Source organism: Streptomyces sp. SAS_281 (genome assembly GCF_052542855.1).
In genome coordinates this window covers 1-15,467 of record NZ_JBMNDO010000156.1, presented here as the reverse complement: position 1 = coordinate 15,467, position 15,467 = coordinate 1, and the positions used below count along the sequence as shown (strand labels likewise).

9 protein-coding genes are annotated in these 15,467 nt (G+C 73.7%); 5 read left to right on the top strand and 4 right to left on the bottom strand.

Annotated elements, in window-relative coordinates:
• Positions 1-33 precede the first annotated feature (33 nt).
• The 4 genes from ACN6LM_RS34775 to ACN6LM_RS34760 form a co-directional block, all read right to left on the bottom strand.
• Entirely contained in the window at positions 34-678 is a 645-nt protein-coding gene (locus ACN6LM_RS34775) for a hypothetical protein (RefSeq protein ID WP_445069374.1), read from the bottom strand.
• A gap of 126 nt (positions 679-804) precedes the next feature.
• The gene (prfB, locus tag ACN6LM_RS34770) at positions 805-1,911 is read right to left on the bottom strand and encodes a peptide chain release factor 2 (RefSeq protein ID WP_445069373.1); all 1,107 of its coding nucleotides are present in this window, start codon (positions 1,909-1,911) and stop codon (positions 805-807) included.
• A 68-nt stretch (positions 1,912-1,979) separates the two neighbouring features.
• The gene (locus ACN6LM_RS34765; protein ID WP_445069372.1) at positions 1,980-3,221 is read right to left on the bottom strand and encodes a protein kinase domain-containing protein; all 1,242 of its coding nucleotides are present in this window, start codon (positions 3,219-3,221) and stop codon (positions 1,980-1,982) included.
• Positions 3,222-3,406: 185 nt separating this feature from the next.
• Entirely contained in the window at positions 3,407-5,056 is a 1,650-nt protein-coding gene (locus ACN6LM_RS34760; RefSeq protein ID WP_445069371.1) for a serine/threonine-protein kinase, read from the bottom strand.
• A 467-nt stretch (positions 5,057-5,523) separates the two neighbouring features.
• Here ACN6LM_RS34760 and ACN6LM_RS34755 point away from each other — a divergent pair, with 467 nt between their 5' ends.
• From ACN6LM_RS34755 to ACN6LM_RS34735, 5 genes are all read left to right on the top strand, one after another.
• Positions 5,524-9,129, top strand: coding sequence for an FHA domain-containing protein (locus tag ACN6LM_RS34755; protein ID WP_445069369.1), 3,606 nt, complete (start codon positions 5,524-5,526; stop codon positions 9,127-9,129).
• A 172-nt stretch (positions 9,130-9,301) separates the two neighbouring features.
• Positions 9,302-10,672, top strand: a complete 1,371-nt coding sequence (locus ACN6LM_RS34750) for an ABC transporter substrate-binding protein (protein WP_445069368.1) — start codon at positions 9,302-9,304, stop codon at positions 10,670-10,672.
• 4 nt (positions 10,673-10,676) lie between these two features.
• Entirely contained in the window at positions 10,677-12,092 is a 1,416-nt protein-coding gene (locus tag ACN6LM_RS34745) for a carbohydrate ABC transporter permease (RefSeq protein WP_445069367.1), read from the top strand.
• Positions 12,089-12,964, top strand: a complete 876-nt coding sequence (locus ACN6LM_RS34740; RefSeq protein WP_445069366.1) for a carbohydrate ABC transporter permease — start codon at positions 12,089-12,091, stop codon at positions 12,962-12,964. Before ACN6LM_RS34745 ends, ACN6LM_RS34740 begins: the two co-directional genes overlap by 4 nt.
• Positions 12,965-13,273: 309 nt before the next feature.
• On the top strand, positions 13,274-15,430 hold the full coding sequence (locus ACN6LM_RS34735) for a bifunctional glycosyltransferase/CDP-glycerol:glycerophosphate glycerophosphotransferase (protein WP_445069365.1): 2,157 nt from the start codon (positions 13,274-13,276) through the stop codon (positions 15,428-15,430).
• Positions 15,431-15,467: the final 37 nt, after the last annotated feature.

Below are 15,467 nucleotides of genomic sequence, written 5' to 3'. Positions count from 1 at the left end.
CCGTTTTCGGCGGTCCGGGCCCCTTCCGTGGCTCTACGCGGCCGTACGGCTGCCCGTCCGGCGCGACAGGACCCGGAAGCCGATGCCGCCGGCGATCATCGTCACGGCGCCGGTCAGCAGGAAAGCGGTCTGGCCCGCTCCGGTCTCGGCGAGTTCGTCCTTGCCCCTGCCCTGCTCGACGGGCTGGTTGCCGACCGAGTCGGTGTCGGTGTTGCCACCGCCGCCCGAGACCCCGATCTGCCCCACGCCGCCGCCGTTGTCATCGGAGCCGCCCGTCCCGTCGCCCGGGCCCGTGGACCCGGCCGGGTCCTGGGTGGGCTTCGCCGAGGGCTTCGCGGGCTTCGAGGGCGGGGCCGTGGGACCGGCCGGCGGGTCGTCCGGGTCCGTGGGCGGCTCGCTCGGGTCCGCGGGGCCGGTCGGCGGGCCGGAAGGATGCGGCGGGGTGGCCGGCGGCTCCGGCGGCTCGCAGCGCGGGTCGAGCGGGCTGCACGGGTCGCCGTCCTCGCCCGGGTCCTCGTCCCCCGGCCCGGCGGCGGTCCGCACGCCGATCTCCACGCCCGCGACCTCGACGCCGATGCCGACGGCCTGCGCCGCGCCCGTGGCTGCCAGCGATGCGCCGACGGCGATCACCGCACCCGCCGCCGTCCGCGCGACGCGTATGCGCGTCTTCTTCGTCATGTACCGCTACCCCCAGTAGCCACTCGTGTCAGGCTGCTCCAGCAGCCTCGCGGGGGCCGACCGGGCGGTCAAGGCCGTTCCGGGCCAATGTGCCTTGCCGTAAGGGGGGTTGCGGCGCTTCTCTGACTACTTCTCGTTCTGCTTGCGCCAGCGGATGCCGGCCTCGATGAAGCCGTCGATCTCGCCGTTGAAGACCGCCTCCGGGTTGCCCATCTCGAACTCCGTACGCAGGTCCTTCACCATCTGGTACGGGTGCAGGACGTAGGAGCGCATCTGGTTGCCCCAGGAGTTGCCGCCGTCGCCCTTCAGGGCGTTCATCTTGGCCTGCTCCTCCTGGCGGCGGCGCTCAAGGAGCTTCGCCTGGAGGACGTTCATCGCGGACGCCTTGTTCTGGATCTGCGAGCGCTCGTTCTGGCAGGAGACGACGATGCCGGTCGGCAGGTGGGTCAGACGCACCGCGGAGTCCGTGGTGTTGACGCCCTGGCCGCCGGGGCCCGAGGAGCGGTACACGTCGACGCGCAGGTCGGACTCGTCGATCTCGACGTGGTCCGTCTGCTCCACCACGGGCAGCACCTCGACGCCCGCGAAGGAGGTCTGGCGGCGGCCCTGGTTGTCGAACGGCGAGACGCGCACCAGGCGGTGGGTGCCCTGCTCGACGGAGAGCGTGCCGTAGGCGTACGGCACCTCGACGGCGAAGGTGGTCGACTTGATGCCGGCCTCTTCCGCGTACGCCGTCTCGTAGACCTCGGTCTTGTAGTTGTGCCGCTCGGCCCAGCGCAGGTACATCCGCTGGAGCCGCTCGGCGAAGTCCGCCGCGTCGACGCCGCCGGCCTCGGCGCGGATGGTGACCAGCGCCTCCCGGGCGTCGTACTCGCCGGAGAGGAGGGTGCGGACCTCCATCTCGTCCAGCGCCTTGCGGACGGACTCCAGCTCGGTCTCGGCCTCGGCGAGCGCGTCGGCGTCGCCCTCGGACTCGGCGAGCTCGAAGAGGACTTCGAGGTCGTCGATCCGGCCGCGCAGGCCCTCGGCCTTGCGGACCTCGGCCTGGAGGTGGGAAAGCTTGCTGGTGATCTTCTGCGCCGCCTCGGGGTCGTCCCACAGGGACGGGGCGGCCGCCTGCTCCTCGAGCACGGCGATGTCCCCCCTCAGCGCATCCAGGTCCAGGACGGCCTCGATCGACCCCATGGTCGAGGAGAGGGACTTCAGCTCTTCGGAAATATCGACGACTGCCACGGGTCCAGCGTAACGGCTGTCGGCGCGTACGTTCCTCGGGCTGCCGGATCACCGCCCGCGGGACCCGGCTACGGGGCGGCCGGGGCCGAGTTCCTGGTGTCCTGCGGGCCCGGGTCCGCGTCGTCGCCGCTCAGGGCGAGCCAGCCGGCCGCGCCGAGCCCGGCCACCAGCACGAGGGCCGCGGCCCCCAGGGTCAGGCGGCGTTTGCGGACGGCCGCCGACTTGTTGCGGGCCGAACCGGGGCGGGGCCGGCCGGGGGCGCGCGGGGCGCGGGCGGTGCCCCGGGGGCCGCCGGACAGCTCGTCGGGGGCCGGGACGCGCATGCTCGTGTGGGTGTCGCGGTTGGAGTCCGGGGTGGAGCCGGGCACCAGCGGGACCGCGCCGCGCCTGCGGGGCTCGTCGCCGGCCGGGGTGTACTGCTGCTCGTCGTAGCCCTGCGGGGCCTCCGGCTCCTCGTCCGGCTCGTCCACGTCCAGGGGCGGGATGCCGGCCAGGTGCGGCAGCTGTTCGCGCAGCCGGGCGGCCAGTTCGGAGGCCCGCAGCCGGGAGGCGGGGGCCTTGGCCAGGCACTGGACGAGCAGCTGCCACAGCTCGTCGGGGATGCCGGGGAGCGGGACGACGGTCTCGGTGACGTGGCGGCGCAGGACGGCGCCGGGGTGGCCGCCGCCGAACGGCGTGAAGCCGGCGAGGAGCTCGTACAGCACCGTGGCCAGGGCGTAGATGTCGACGGCGGCGCGCGGCGGCAGGCCCTCGACGATCTCGGGGGCCAGGTAGTCCGGCGTGCCGATGATCTTTGTGGTGCGGGTCCGGCGCGGGGTGTCGATGAGCTTGGCGACGCCGAAGTCGGTGAGCAGCGCGGGGTGGGCGCTGCCGGGACCGAGCGGGCCTTCCATGTCCAGCAGGATGTTCTCGGGCTTGACGTCGCGGTGCACGATCCCGGCGGCGTGCGCGGCGGCGAGGCCGTCGGCGACGTCCGCGACGACGGCGACGGCCGCCTCGGGGGCCAGCCGGCGCTCGCGGTCGAGCCGGGTGCGCAGGTCGGTGCCCCGGACCAGATCCATGACGAGGGCGAGGTCGTTGCCGTCCACCACGAGGTCGCGGACGGCGACGACGTGCGGGTGGTCGAGTCCGAGGAGCGCGGTGCGCTCCTGGACGAACCGGCCGACGAGCTCCTGGTCGGAGGCCAGGTCCTCGCGGAGCAGTTTGATGGCCACGGGGCCCTCGGGGCCGTCCCCGAGCCACACCGTGCCGGCGCTGCCGCGCCCCAGTATCTGGTGGGCGGTGTACCGGCTGCCGATTTTCCGTGCCAAGACTGCTCCCTCAGCGGCTGGCGATGGACCCCAACAACCCCCGGTCGACAAAGTTACGCGGCGATCGGGGGCCCGCGTGCCGTGGTTGGCGCCAACCTTCGCTTCTGCGGGCGAATTGCCTCGGAATTGGCCCGCGGAAGTCGATATAGCTACAGAGTTGCACGCCTCCGGTGTGCTGAGTGCGGTCAGCTGCCGCCCAGTTTGGAGATCCAGTCCGACACCGTGGACACGGCGTCGGTGATCGCGTGCCAGTAGCTCTGCCCCTGCCCGATCCAGTCCTTGAGCGGGGTCAGTTCCCAGATCAGCCAGCTCGCCACGACGAGCAGCACCAGCGTGAACAGGCAGCCCTTGAGGCAGCCGAGCCCGGGGATCTTCATCGGGTTGGCGCTGCGCTGCCTCGGCTCACGGGGCGCGCGCTGCGGCTGCTGGGGCGGCTGCGGCTGCTGCGGGGGCGCGTACGGCTGCGGCTGGGGCTGGTACTGCTGGCGCTGCGGCGGCTGGTACTGCTGCTGCGGTTGCGGCTGGTACTGCTGCTGCCGCTGCTGCCCGTACTGCTGGGGCTGCTGGTAGCCGGACTGCCGGTCGCGCTGCGGCTGCTGCGGGGGCGGCTGCTGCCGGCGCTGGGGGCGGCGGCGCAACGGGTCCTGGCTCGGGTCGAGGTACTGGACCTGCGTCTGCTCGTTGCGGTCGCGGGCGGCCCGGAGCTGGGACTGCCAGGGGTGCGGGTCCTCGGGGCGCGGGTCGCTGTCGGGGCGCGGCGGCACCGGCGGCAGGACGGCGGTCGGGTCGGCCTGGGGGCCCGCGCCGGGCCCGCCTCCGTGCGGCAGGACGCTGGTGACCCCGTTCGGGTCGTACGAGCCGGCGTTGCTCGGCAGCACCTGCGTCGGGTCGGCCGCGCCGGGGATCTCGGGCACGGCGGTGGGCGCCGGGTCGGGCGCGAGCAGGGCGGCGACCCCGTCGGCGGCGGTGATCTGGGCGGGGCTCGCGTGGACCCCGATGCCGTCGGCGACGGTACGCAGGGCACGGGCCAGGTTCTCCGCACTCGGCCGGCGGTCCGGGTCCTTGCTCAGGCACCGCTCCATGACCGTCCACAGGGGCTCGGGGACGGTGCTGGGGCGGCGCGGCTCCTCGCTGAGGTGCCGGTGCAGGACTTCGAGCGCGGTGCCGCCGGCGAATGGCGGGCGGCCGGTGACCAGCTCGTAGAGGAGGATGCCGGCGCCGTAGATGTCGACGGCGGAAGTCTGCGGGCGGCCCTCGGCGGACTCCGGCGCCACGTAGGCGGGGGTGCCGACGAACTCGTGGGTCCGGGTCAGGCCAGGCGAGTCGGCGAGGCGCGCGATGCCGAAGTCGGTGAGCATCGGGCGCATCGCGCCGTCGGGGTCGGCGAGCAGCACGTTGGCGGGCTTGAGGTCGCGGTGCACGACGCCGTCGGCGTGGCTGGCGGCGAGCGCGTCGGCGATCTGCGCGGTGAGCAGCGCGGCGGCGACCGGGGTGAGCGGGCCGTTGTCGCGCAGATAGCGGTGCAGGTCGGGGCCGTCGATCAGGTCCATGACGAGGGCCAGGAGGTCGCCCTCGACCACGAGGTCGCGGGTGCGCACGATGTTGGGGTGGGTCAGCCGCAACAGGACGGAGCGTTCCCGCAGGAACCGCATCACCACGTCCGCGTCGTTGGCCAGCTCCTCCTTGAGGACCTTGATCGCCACGGTCTCGCCGGGCCGGCCGGCCACGGCCGCCTCGGCGCCCGCCGCCTCGCGCTGGCTGGCGCGCCAGACGGTGCCCGTGGCACCGCGTCCCAGCGGCTCCTCCAGGAGGTACTTGCTGCCTACCGGCCGCACGTCATGCGCTCCCTGCTGGTCGTGGTGGATCGATCCCGGGTACCCCCGGAGTTTCCGGCCCACTCTAGAGGCTGTACGGGGGAGGCCGGCCGGGTCCGCGAGGTGACTTCGCCGGCGCGCGGGCCCGGGCGCGCGCTCGCCGCTCTCCGGCGGGCGCACTCCGCTCCCCGTACGGAAGGGTCCCGGGGAAAGACGTCCGCCCGGGCCGGATGGTTGCCGGAGCCGCACACCGGGAAACCGGTCATGCCGCGCTTTTGGGGCCACAGCAGACGTTTCAAGATCACTAACTGATGACCGCCGGGCGTGTTGTCAGTGGCAGGTGCGAGGATGCCTGGAGCACGACTGCGCGGTCGGGAGCCTCGCGGTGCGTGACGAACCTGTACCGGACGACGCGTCCGTGCCGGGTGGGGGGAATCACAGGGCGTTCCCCCGGCCGGCACCGCGCGCAGAAGGGACCGCTGACGGCGATGCAGATCCGGCTGACCGTCCTCGCGCCGCCCAGCGGCCAGACCCCGGCGCGCGCCTGCGATGTGCTGGTCACCGCCCCCGCGGGGACGGCGCTGGCCTCCGTCGCGTCGGGCCTGGCCATGGCCGTCGCCGGTCCCGACGGCTCCCTCGGCAGCGGTGCGGTGGTGCTCTTCGCGGGCCGGGAGCGGCTGGACGCGCAGCGCTGCGCCCTCGGTGAGCCGCCCCTGGTCGACGGCGCGGTCCTCTCGCTCCAGGTCCCGGGCGAGGACGAGACCGCGGACGACGCGGTCCCCGCCCAGCTCCAGGTGGTCGCCGGTCCCGACGCGGGCGGGGTCCATCTGCTGCACGGCGGCACGGTCCGCATCGGCCGCTCGGCCGACGCCGATGTGCCGCTGGACGACCCCGATGTCTCCCGGCTGCACTGCCAGGTGACGGTCGCCGAGGACGGCCGGGTCTCCGTGGCCGACCTGGGCTCCACCAACGGCACCTCGCTCGACGGGGCCGAGGTCCACGACCGCCCGGTCCGGCTGGCCCCGGGGGCGCTGCTGCGGCTCGGCGAGTCGACGCTCCGGCTCGCCTCCGGCGCGCGTCCGCCGGTGCTGCCGACGGCCCCGGACGGCGAGGGCCACTTGCGGGTCGCCCGGGTCCCGGCCGCTCCGGCCGCCCCCTCCGCCGAGGCCGCCCCGCCCGACCACGACCGGCCCGCTCCCGACGGCTCGGGGGCCGAGGCCCGGCCCGGGTCCCCCACCGGGCATCCGGGCCGCTTCCCGGAGCAGGAGGCGCCCCGGCGCGGCGGCATAGGGGCCTGGGCCCGCCGGCTCAAGGGCACCCGGGCCGAACCTGCGCCCCCGAGCGCTCCCGCCGAGCCGTCCGCCCCGCCCGTCGCCGACGTCTTCACCTCGCCGCCCACCGCCCCCGAGGGCACCTGGCCCGATCCGGCCGCCGTGCTGCTGACCGCGCTCGGCCCGGGCCCCCGGCTGTGGGAGCGCGACCCCGCGCACCCGGAGGCGCTGGTGGTCCGGCTGGGCACCACCGACCGGGCCGACCTGCCCGCCGTGCCGGTGACCGTGAGCCTGCGGGAGGCCGGTTCGCTGGGGCTCGCCGGGCCCCGGGAGCGGCTGGCCGGGCTCGCCCGGTCCGCCGTGGCCCAGCTGGCCGCGCTGCACTCCCCCGCCGACCTGGAGATCGTGCTGATCAGCACGGACCGGGCGCGGAGCACGGAGGAGCGGCGGCGCGAGTGGGCCTGGCTGGGCTGGCTGCCCCATCTCCGCCCGATGCACGGCCAGGACTGCCGGCTGCTCCTCGCGTACGACCGCGACCAGGCGCTCGCCCGCACCGCCGAGCTGGTCCGCCGGCTGGACGACGGGCCCCTCGGCCCCGGCTGGGCGAGCCAGGACGCGGCCGCGGTCGCCGAGGCGGCCCGCGCCTACGAGGGGCCGTTCACGGTGGTGATCCTCGACGGCGACCCCGGCGCGGCGGTCCTCCGCGAGAACACCGCCCGGCTGGCGGCGGCGGGTGCGGCGGCGGGCGTCCATCTGATCTGTCTGGCCGAGACCCCGGCCGCGACGCCCACCTCGCCGGTCGCCGCGACGTACGAGGCCGCCTGCCACGCGTCGATCGCCTTCCGCGAGTGCGGGGCGGTCGGGATGCTGAGCGGTGACGTGGCGACGGCCCTGCGGCTGCTGCGCACGGCCGGCGGCCGGGCGGCGGGCCACGGCACGGTGGCCTCGGTGGACGCGGTGTCGGCGCACTGGGCCCAGCGGTTCGCCCGGGCGCTGGCCCCCCTGCGCGCGGAGGGCTCGGCCGCGCTGCCGGGCCGCCAGGTGCCGGTGGCGCTCCCCCCGTCCGCCCGCCTCCTGGACGAACTGGGCCTGGCCCGCGCCACCCCGGCCTCCCTGATGGCCCGCTGGGCGTCCACGGCGGACGACCGCCCGGCCCCCCGTGTGGGCGCGCAACGCACGGCGGCCGAGGCGCCGGACTCGGGTCGCACCGCGTACCCGGGAACGGCCGACTCGGGCCGTACGCCGTACCCGGACACCTCCACCGGCTCCGGCCGCACCCCGTACCCGGACACCACCACGACCGGCTCCGGCCGCACCCCGTACCCCCGCGCGCACACGGGCGACTCGGGCCGCACCGCGTACCCGGGAACAGCCGACTCGGGCCGCACGCCGTATCCGGAGACCACCACCACCGGCTCCGGCCGCACCCCGTACCCCCGCACCGGAACCGGCGACTCCGGCCGCACCGCGTACCCGGGAACGGCCGACTCGGGCCGCACGCCGTACCCGGACACCTCCACCGACTCCGGCCGCACCCCGTACCCCGACACCACCACCACCGGCTCCGGCCGCACCCCCTACCCCGCCCCCGCCCGGGGCAGCGGGCCGCGGCAGGCCGGGGGGCCTCAGGTCGCCGCGCGGGGTGCCGATGCGGCCGGGGGGACGCGGACGGCGGCGCGTGCCGCCGCGCGGCCGGCCGTCCATGCCGGGCGGCCCGTCGTCGTGCTCGGTGCCGGGCCGCGCGGACCGGTGAGCGTCGATCTCGCCGACGAGGGGCCGCACCTGCTCATCGAGGGCCCCGGCGGCAGCGGGCGGACCGAGCTGCTGCGGGCCGTCGCGGCGTCGCTGGCGGCCGCCGCCCGGCCGGACCGGCTGGGCATCGTGCTGGTCGACGGGGCCGGCGGCGAGCGCGGCGAGTCGCTGCGTCCGTGCACGGAGCTGCCGCACGCGTTCACGCACCTGGTGGCCTCGGACCCGGTCCGGATGCGGGAGTTCGCCCAGGCGCTGGGCGGCGAGGTGAAGCGGCGGGCCGAACTGCTCGGCGAGCTGGACTTCGCCGAGTGGCACAGCCGTCACGAGGACGGGCCCACGGCCGTGCCCATCCCCGAGCAGCGCGGCGAGGTGGAGGCCCCCCTCAGCGGCACCCTGCGCCTGCGCCCGGGAGCGGGCCGCCCCGCGGACCCGGGCCCCTCTCCGCTCCCCCGGCTGGTGGTGCTCGTGGACGACTACGACGCGCTCATCCCCGGCGCTCGGGAGCCCGGGCCGGCCGGCGGCCGGTTCGGTGGTGCGGGCGCTGGAGGCGGTGGCCCGGGACGGCGGCCGGCTGGGCGTCCACCTGGTCGCCGCCTCGGCCCGCCCCGACCGCACGGAGGACACGGAGCTGGCCCGCGGCGCGCGGCTGCGCATCGTGCTCGATCCGCCCGCGGTCCCGCCGTCGCCGGACGAACCGGCGCCGGGCCGGGGGCGGCTGGGGCATCCGGACGGGCGGGTGACGCCGTTCCAGGGCGGCAGGGTGACCGGCCGCATCCCGCGTACGGCGACGCTGCGGCCGACGGTCGTCCCGCTGGAGTGGGAGCGGATGGGCGACCCGCCCACCCGCCGCCCGGTCCGCGAGCTGGGCAACGGGCCGACGGACCTCGCGCTGCTCGCCAGCGCCCTGGAACGGGCGGCGCGTTCCGTCAACGCACAACCCCTCGCGCCCCTGTCCACCTGAAAGCCCGCCCAGCCCCGCCCGAGTCGCGCCGGAGCCGCCCTCGAAGGCCCCCGGGCGCGGCCCGGCCGGAGCGGCCCGATCGTCCCCCCATAGCCGGATACCGGCCCTGATCCCACGTCACGAGGGCATCACGATCAAGGATTTGGGGCCGAGGGCGGTATTGCGGCACCGGGACGCCGGGCATAGGACTGTGCGCACACGACGACGTGACGCTCGACCGGCAGCGCTGGCTCCCCGACCCGGCGCCCGGTGGGCGCGCGCGGACAGAGAGACGGGGCAGGAATGCGCACAACCCTACGGATTCGCAGGGCGGCCGTGGTGTTCACCGCCATCGGCGCACTGGCCCTCACCGGCTGCGGCGGCGACGGTGACGGCGGAGACAAGAAGACGGACGAAGGCGGCTCCACGACGGGCAACGGCTCCACGCCGAGTGTCGCTTTACCGAAACTGGACGGTGAGAAGCTCTCTGTCGCCGCGGTCTGGACGGGTCCGGAACAGGCCAACTTCGTCAAGGTCCTCAAGGAGTTCGAGAAGCGGACCGGCGCGACGGTGACGTTCGTCCCGGCGCAGGACCCGATCGTCAACTTCCTCGGTACGAAGATCGCGGGCGGCCAGCCGCCGGACGTCGCGATGATCCCGCAGGTCGGGGCGGTCCAGCAGGCCGTGGCGAAGAAGTGGGCCAAACCGGTCGGCGCCGAGGCGAAGGCCCAGCTGAGCAAGAACTACGCGCAGGTCTGGCAGGACCTCGGCGCGGTGGACGGCACCCAGTACGGGGTGTATTTCAAGGCCGCCAACAAGTCGCTGGTCTGGTACAACACCAAGGCGTTCGAGAACGCGGGCGCCGGCGAGCCGAAGACCTGGAAGGACTTCCTGAAGACCGCCGAGACGGTGTCCGCCTCGGGTGTCACCCCGGTCTCGGTCGGCGGCGCGGACGGCTGGACGCTGACCGACTGGTTCGAGAACGTGTACCTGTCGCAGGCGGGCCCGGAGAAGTACGACCAGCTCGCCCAGCACAAGATCAAGTGGACGGACCCGTCCGTCAAGGACGCGCTGACCACGCTGGCCCAGCTGTTCGGGAAGCCCTCCCTGATCGCGGGCGGCGCGGACGGCGCGCTCCAGACCGAGTTCCCGGCGTCCGTCACGCAGACCTTCACCGGCGGCGACCAGCCCAAGGCCGCCATGGTCTACGAGGGCGACTTCGTCGGCGTCAACATCGCGCAGACGAAGGCGAAGATCGGCACGGACGCCAAGGTCTTCCCGTTCCCCGCGGTCGGCGCCGAGTCGCCCGTGGTGACCGGTGGCGACGCGGCCGTCGCGCTGAAGGACGGCAAGGGCGCCCAGGCGCTGCTGACCTGGCTCGCCTCCACGGACGCGGCGAAGATCGCGGCCTCGCAGGGCGGGTTCATCTCGCCGAACAAGGGCCTGGACACGGCCGCGTACCCGAACGACGTGCAGCGCACGATGGCGAAGGCGCTGATCGCGGCCGGGGACGCCGTCCGGTTCGACATGTCCGACCAGGCGCCGCAGTCGTTCGGCGGGACGCCCGGCAAGGGCGAGTGGAAGATCCTCCAGGACTTCCTGAAGAACCCGAAGGACATCGCGGGGACTCAAGCGAAGCTGGAGTCCGACGCGGCCAAGGCGTACAAGAGCTGACGGCATGACGACAGCGGCAGCGGGGGGCGCCGACGAGGCGCTCCCCGCCGACAGGCAACCGTCCGGCGAGGCCCGCGTGCCCGCCCCCAGGAAGGCCCCTCCGGCCGGCTCCCCGGGGCGCGCGCCCCGGAGTGTGACCGGCACCCGCAAGGTGGTCGCGGCGCTCTTCCTGCTGCCGGCGCTGGTGCTGCTCGGGGCGCTGGTGGTGTACCCGATCGTGTACTCCGTCTACCGGTCGTTCTTCGACCAGGCGGGTACGGGCTTCGCCGGCATCGACAACTACAAGACACTGTTCACGGACGACACCATCCGTACGGCGGTCAAGAACAACGCGATCTGGGTGGTCTTCGCACCGACGATCTCCACCGCGCTCGGGTTGATCTTCGCGGTGCTCACGGAGCGGATCCGCTGGGGCACGGCCTTCAAGCTGGTCGTCTTCATGCCGATGGCGATCTCCATGCTGGCGGCGGGCATCATCTTCCGGCTGGTGTACGACGCGGCGCCGGAGCGTGGGGTCGCCAACGCGGTGTGGGTGGGCGTGCACGACACGTTCGCCGAGTCCTCGGGCTTCCCGAAGGCGCATCCGCTTCCCGTGGCCCCGTTGAAGGCGGCGGGTGGCGGGGCGTTCGTGACGAAGACGACCGTGCACGCCGGGCAGCCGGTCCGGCTCCCCCTGGTCGGGGTGCTCCCGGCGAAGATGCCGGGCGACGCGAAACCGGCGAAGTCCCCGGCGGCGGCCGGGGACGGCGGGATCACCGGCACCGCCTGGCTGGACTTCACCAAGGGCGGCGGCGGGAAACCCAACGTCGTCGACGCCGAGGAGCTCGGGCTCAAGGGCCTGAAGGTGGAGGCCGTCAGGAACGGCGAGGTGGTCGCGTCCGCCGAGGCCGGGGCGGACGGCACGTTCACGCTGCCCGCCTCGGCGGACGGTGCCGAACTGCGGCTCCCGGCCTCCAACTTCAGGGAGCCGTACAACGGCGTGAACTGGCTCGGCCCGACGCTCGTGACGCCCGGGATCATCGGGAGCTACGTGTGGATGTGGGCGGGCTTCGCGATGGTGCTGATCGCGGCGGGCCTGGCCGGTCTGCCGCGTGAACTCCTCGAAGCGGCCCGGGTGGACGGGGCCAACGAGTGGCAGGTGTTCCGCCGGATCACGGTGCCGATGCTCGCCCCGGTCCTCGCGGTGGTGCTGGTCACGCTGATGATCAACGTGCTGAAGATCTTCGACCTGGTGTTCATCATCGCGCCCGGCTCGACCCAGGACGACGCCAACGTGCTGGCGTTCCAGCTGTACCGGTCCTCGTTCGGCACGGACGCGGACCTGGGGGTCGGCAGCGCCATCGCCGTACTCCTGCTGCTGCTGGTGATCCCGGTGATGCTCTTCAACATCAGGCGGATACGGAAGGAGGGGCGCCGATGACGACACCCTCGGCAACGGCGACCCGGTCGGTCGGCGCGCGGCTCGCGGCGCGGGCCGCCGGCGGCGCGATGCGGGTCTTCCTGGTCCTGGTGGCCCTGTTCTGGCTGATGCCGACGGTCGGGCTGCTGCTGTCCTCGCTGCGCAGCCCGGACAAGATCGCGTCGACCGGCTGGTGGCAGGTCTTCACCGCCCCCTCCGAGCTGACCGTCGACAACTACTCCCGGCTGCTCGACAATTCGGCGATCACGGACTCGCTGCTCTCCACGGTCATGATCACCGTGCCGTCCACGGTCCTGGTCGTGGTGATCGGCTCGTTCGCGGGATACGCGTTCGCCTGGATGGACTTCCCCGGCCGTGACTGGTGGTTCCTGCTGGTCGTGGGGTTGCTGGTGGTCCCCGTACAGGTGGCGCTGATCCCCGTGTCGAAGCTGTTCGGCGAGATCGGGATCTTCGAGACGACGCTCGGTGTGGTCCTTTTCCACACCGCGTTCGGGCTCCCGTTCGCGATCTTCCTGCTGCGCAACTTCTTCGCGGAGATCCCCCGTGAGCTCCTGGAGGCGGCGCGGCTGGACGGGGCGGGTGAGATACGCCTCTTCACCCGGGTCGTGATGCCGCTGGGCGGTCCGGCGATCGCCTCGCTCGGGATCTTCCAGTTCCTCTGGGTCTGGAACGACATGCTGGTCGCGCTGATCTTCGCGGATTCCGGCTCACCGCCGATCACGGTGGCGCTCCAGCAGCAGGTGCGCCAGTTCGGCAACAACATCGACGTGCTGGCGCCCGGCGCCTTCGTCTCGATGGTGATCCCGCTCGCGGTGTTCTTCGCCTTCCAGCGCCAGTTCGTCTCCGGCGTCATGGCGGGGGCGGTCAAATAGCGGGTCCGTGACAGTGCGGGGCATTCCGGCCGGCCGGCGGGGGTGCCCCGCAGCCGTGCGGTGCCCGGGATCACGGGTGCCGGGGCGCCCGCCATGGGCCCGTACGCCCAGTATTGCCCAAGGTCCACTTACTGTCCTGGGTAGTATGATAAGTGGGGCCTTCATCAGCCGCGCGGTCGACCGCTCACGGGCCCGACGCGCCCGTCTCTTCGGCCTTCGTACGCCTGCCCGCCCCCTGACCCGCCCTGCGGAGCCCGCCCCAGTACGCTGTGTGCTCTCCCAGTACGCACAGTCCGAGAAAGAGTCCGTATGCCCCGGCTGAGTGTCATCATCCCCGTCCGTCGCGCCCGAGGAAGTCTGCGCGAGTGCCTGGAGTCGGTGCTCTCCCAGTCGTTCACGGACATCGAGGTCATCGGGGTCGACGACGGGGCACCGGACGGCTCGGGCCTGGTCCTGGACGAGTTCGCCGCGCGCGACAGCCGCGTCCGGGCCGTGCACCTGGAGCCGGGCGCCGGGGCCCACGGCCGCCGCAACGCGGGGATGGAGGAGGCCGCCGGGGAGTACGTCCTGTTCCTGGAGGGCTACTACGTCTTCCTGCCCGGCGCGCTCCAGGCCGTCGCGGACCGGCTGGACGCCACCGGCGACCCGGACGTGCTGCTGTTCGGCCACCAGAAGCGCCCCTTCCGCGGCAAGGTCCGCTCGACGCGGTCCCTGCAGAAGCTGGACGCGATGCCCGAGGGCCCGTTCACCCTGGCGAAGCGGCCGGACCTGCTGGACATCGCCCCGGTCTCCTGGAACCGCGCGGTCCGCCGCGCGCTGCTGGAGCGCGAGACGGTGACCTTCGGCCCGGGCCCGCACGGCGAGCGGATGTACGCGCTGGCGACCGTCGCCGTCGCCGCCTCGGTGGCCACGCTGGGCACCGCCTGCGTCGAGCACCGCCAGCAGCGCTACCTGCCCGGCCTCGTGGACGACGTGGAGCCCCGGACGGGCTCGACCCCGCTGGAGCTGATCGAGGCGTACGACGCGCTGATGACCTTCGTGGAGGCGCGTCCGGCCCTGAAGGACGTGCGCGGCCTCCTCTTCGACCGCGCGGTGCAGGAGCTGCTGACCGCGTACCCGACGGTGACCAAGCGCCGCCGGCAGTACGTCGGCGCGGTCGGCGCGTTCCACGGTGCGCACCGCCCGGAGGGCTTCACGTTCCCCGGCGGTGCCAAGGGGCTGCGCCCGCAGCTGATGGGCGGCGGCAAGTACACCGCGCTCGGCGCCCTGGACACCGCGCTCGCCACCCGCCGCAGCCTGCGCGCCGCGCCCACCACGGCCCGGGCGAAGGCGAAGAAGCAGTTCACCAAGCGCTACTACAAGGCGCAGCGCAAGCTGCCCCTGGACCCCAAGCTGGCCGTGTACGCCGCCTACTGGAACCGCGGCGTGAGCTGCAACCCCGAGGCGATCTACCGCAAGGCGAAGGAACTGGCGCCCGACATCCACGGCGTGTGGGTGGTGTCGAAGAAGAACGTGGACTCGGTGCCCAAGGGCATCGACTACGTGGTGCCCGGCACCCGCCGCTACTGGTCGGTGCTGGCCCGTGCCACGTACTTCTTCAACAACGTCAACTTCCCGGACCACCTGGTCAAGCGCCCCGGCCAGATCCATGTCATGACCCACCACGGCACGCCGCTGAAGATCATGGGCATGGACCAGCAGAACTACCCGGCCGCGGCCCAGGGGCTCAACTTCGACCGGCTGCTCAAGCGCGTGGACCGCTGGGACTGGAGCGTCTCCGCCAACCCGCACTCCACCGAGGTGTGGTCCCGCGCCTACCCGAGCGCGGCGCGCCCGCTGGAGACGGGCTACCCGCGCAACGACGTCTTCACGACGGCCACCGAGGAGCAGATCGCCAGGATCCGCGAGGACCTGGGCATCCGCCCCGGCCAGCGCGCCGTGCTCTACGCGCCGACGCACCGCGACTACGAGTCGGGCTTCACCAACCGCCTGGACCTGGACCGGTTCTGCGCGGCCGTCGGCCCGGACACCGTGGTCCTCATGCGCGCGCACTACTTCTACGGCGGCTCGGGTCTCCCGGAGAACGCGTCGGTCATCGACGTCTCCACGTACCCGCGCGTCGAGGACCTGTGCCTGGCGGCGGACGCGCTGGTCACCGACTACTCCTCGGTGATGTTCGACTACGCCCACCTGAACCGCCCGATCGTGATCCTCGCCCCGGACTGGGAGACGTACCGCACGGTCCGCGGTGTCGTCTTCGACCTGCTGTCCGGGCAGCCGGGCGAGACCCCGGGTGCCGTGGCCACGAACACGGACGAGCTGGCGGCGATCTTCACCGACGGCAGCTGGAACAGCCCGGAGAACGAGGCGCTGCTGAAGGCGTTCAAGGAGCGGTTCTGCCCGTACGACGACGGCCGCGCCGCCGAGCGCGTGGTGCGCCGCGTGCTGCTGGGCGAGGAGTCCTAGACCGTACGAAGCCGAGGGGCCCGCACCGGAGTGTTCC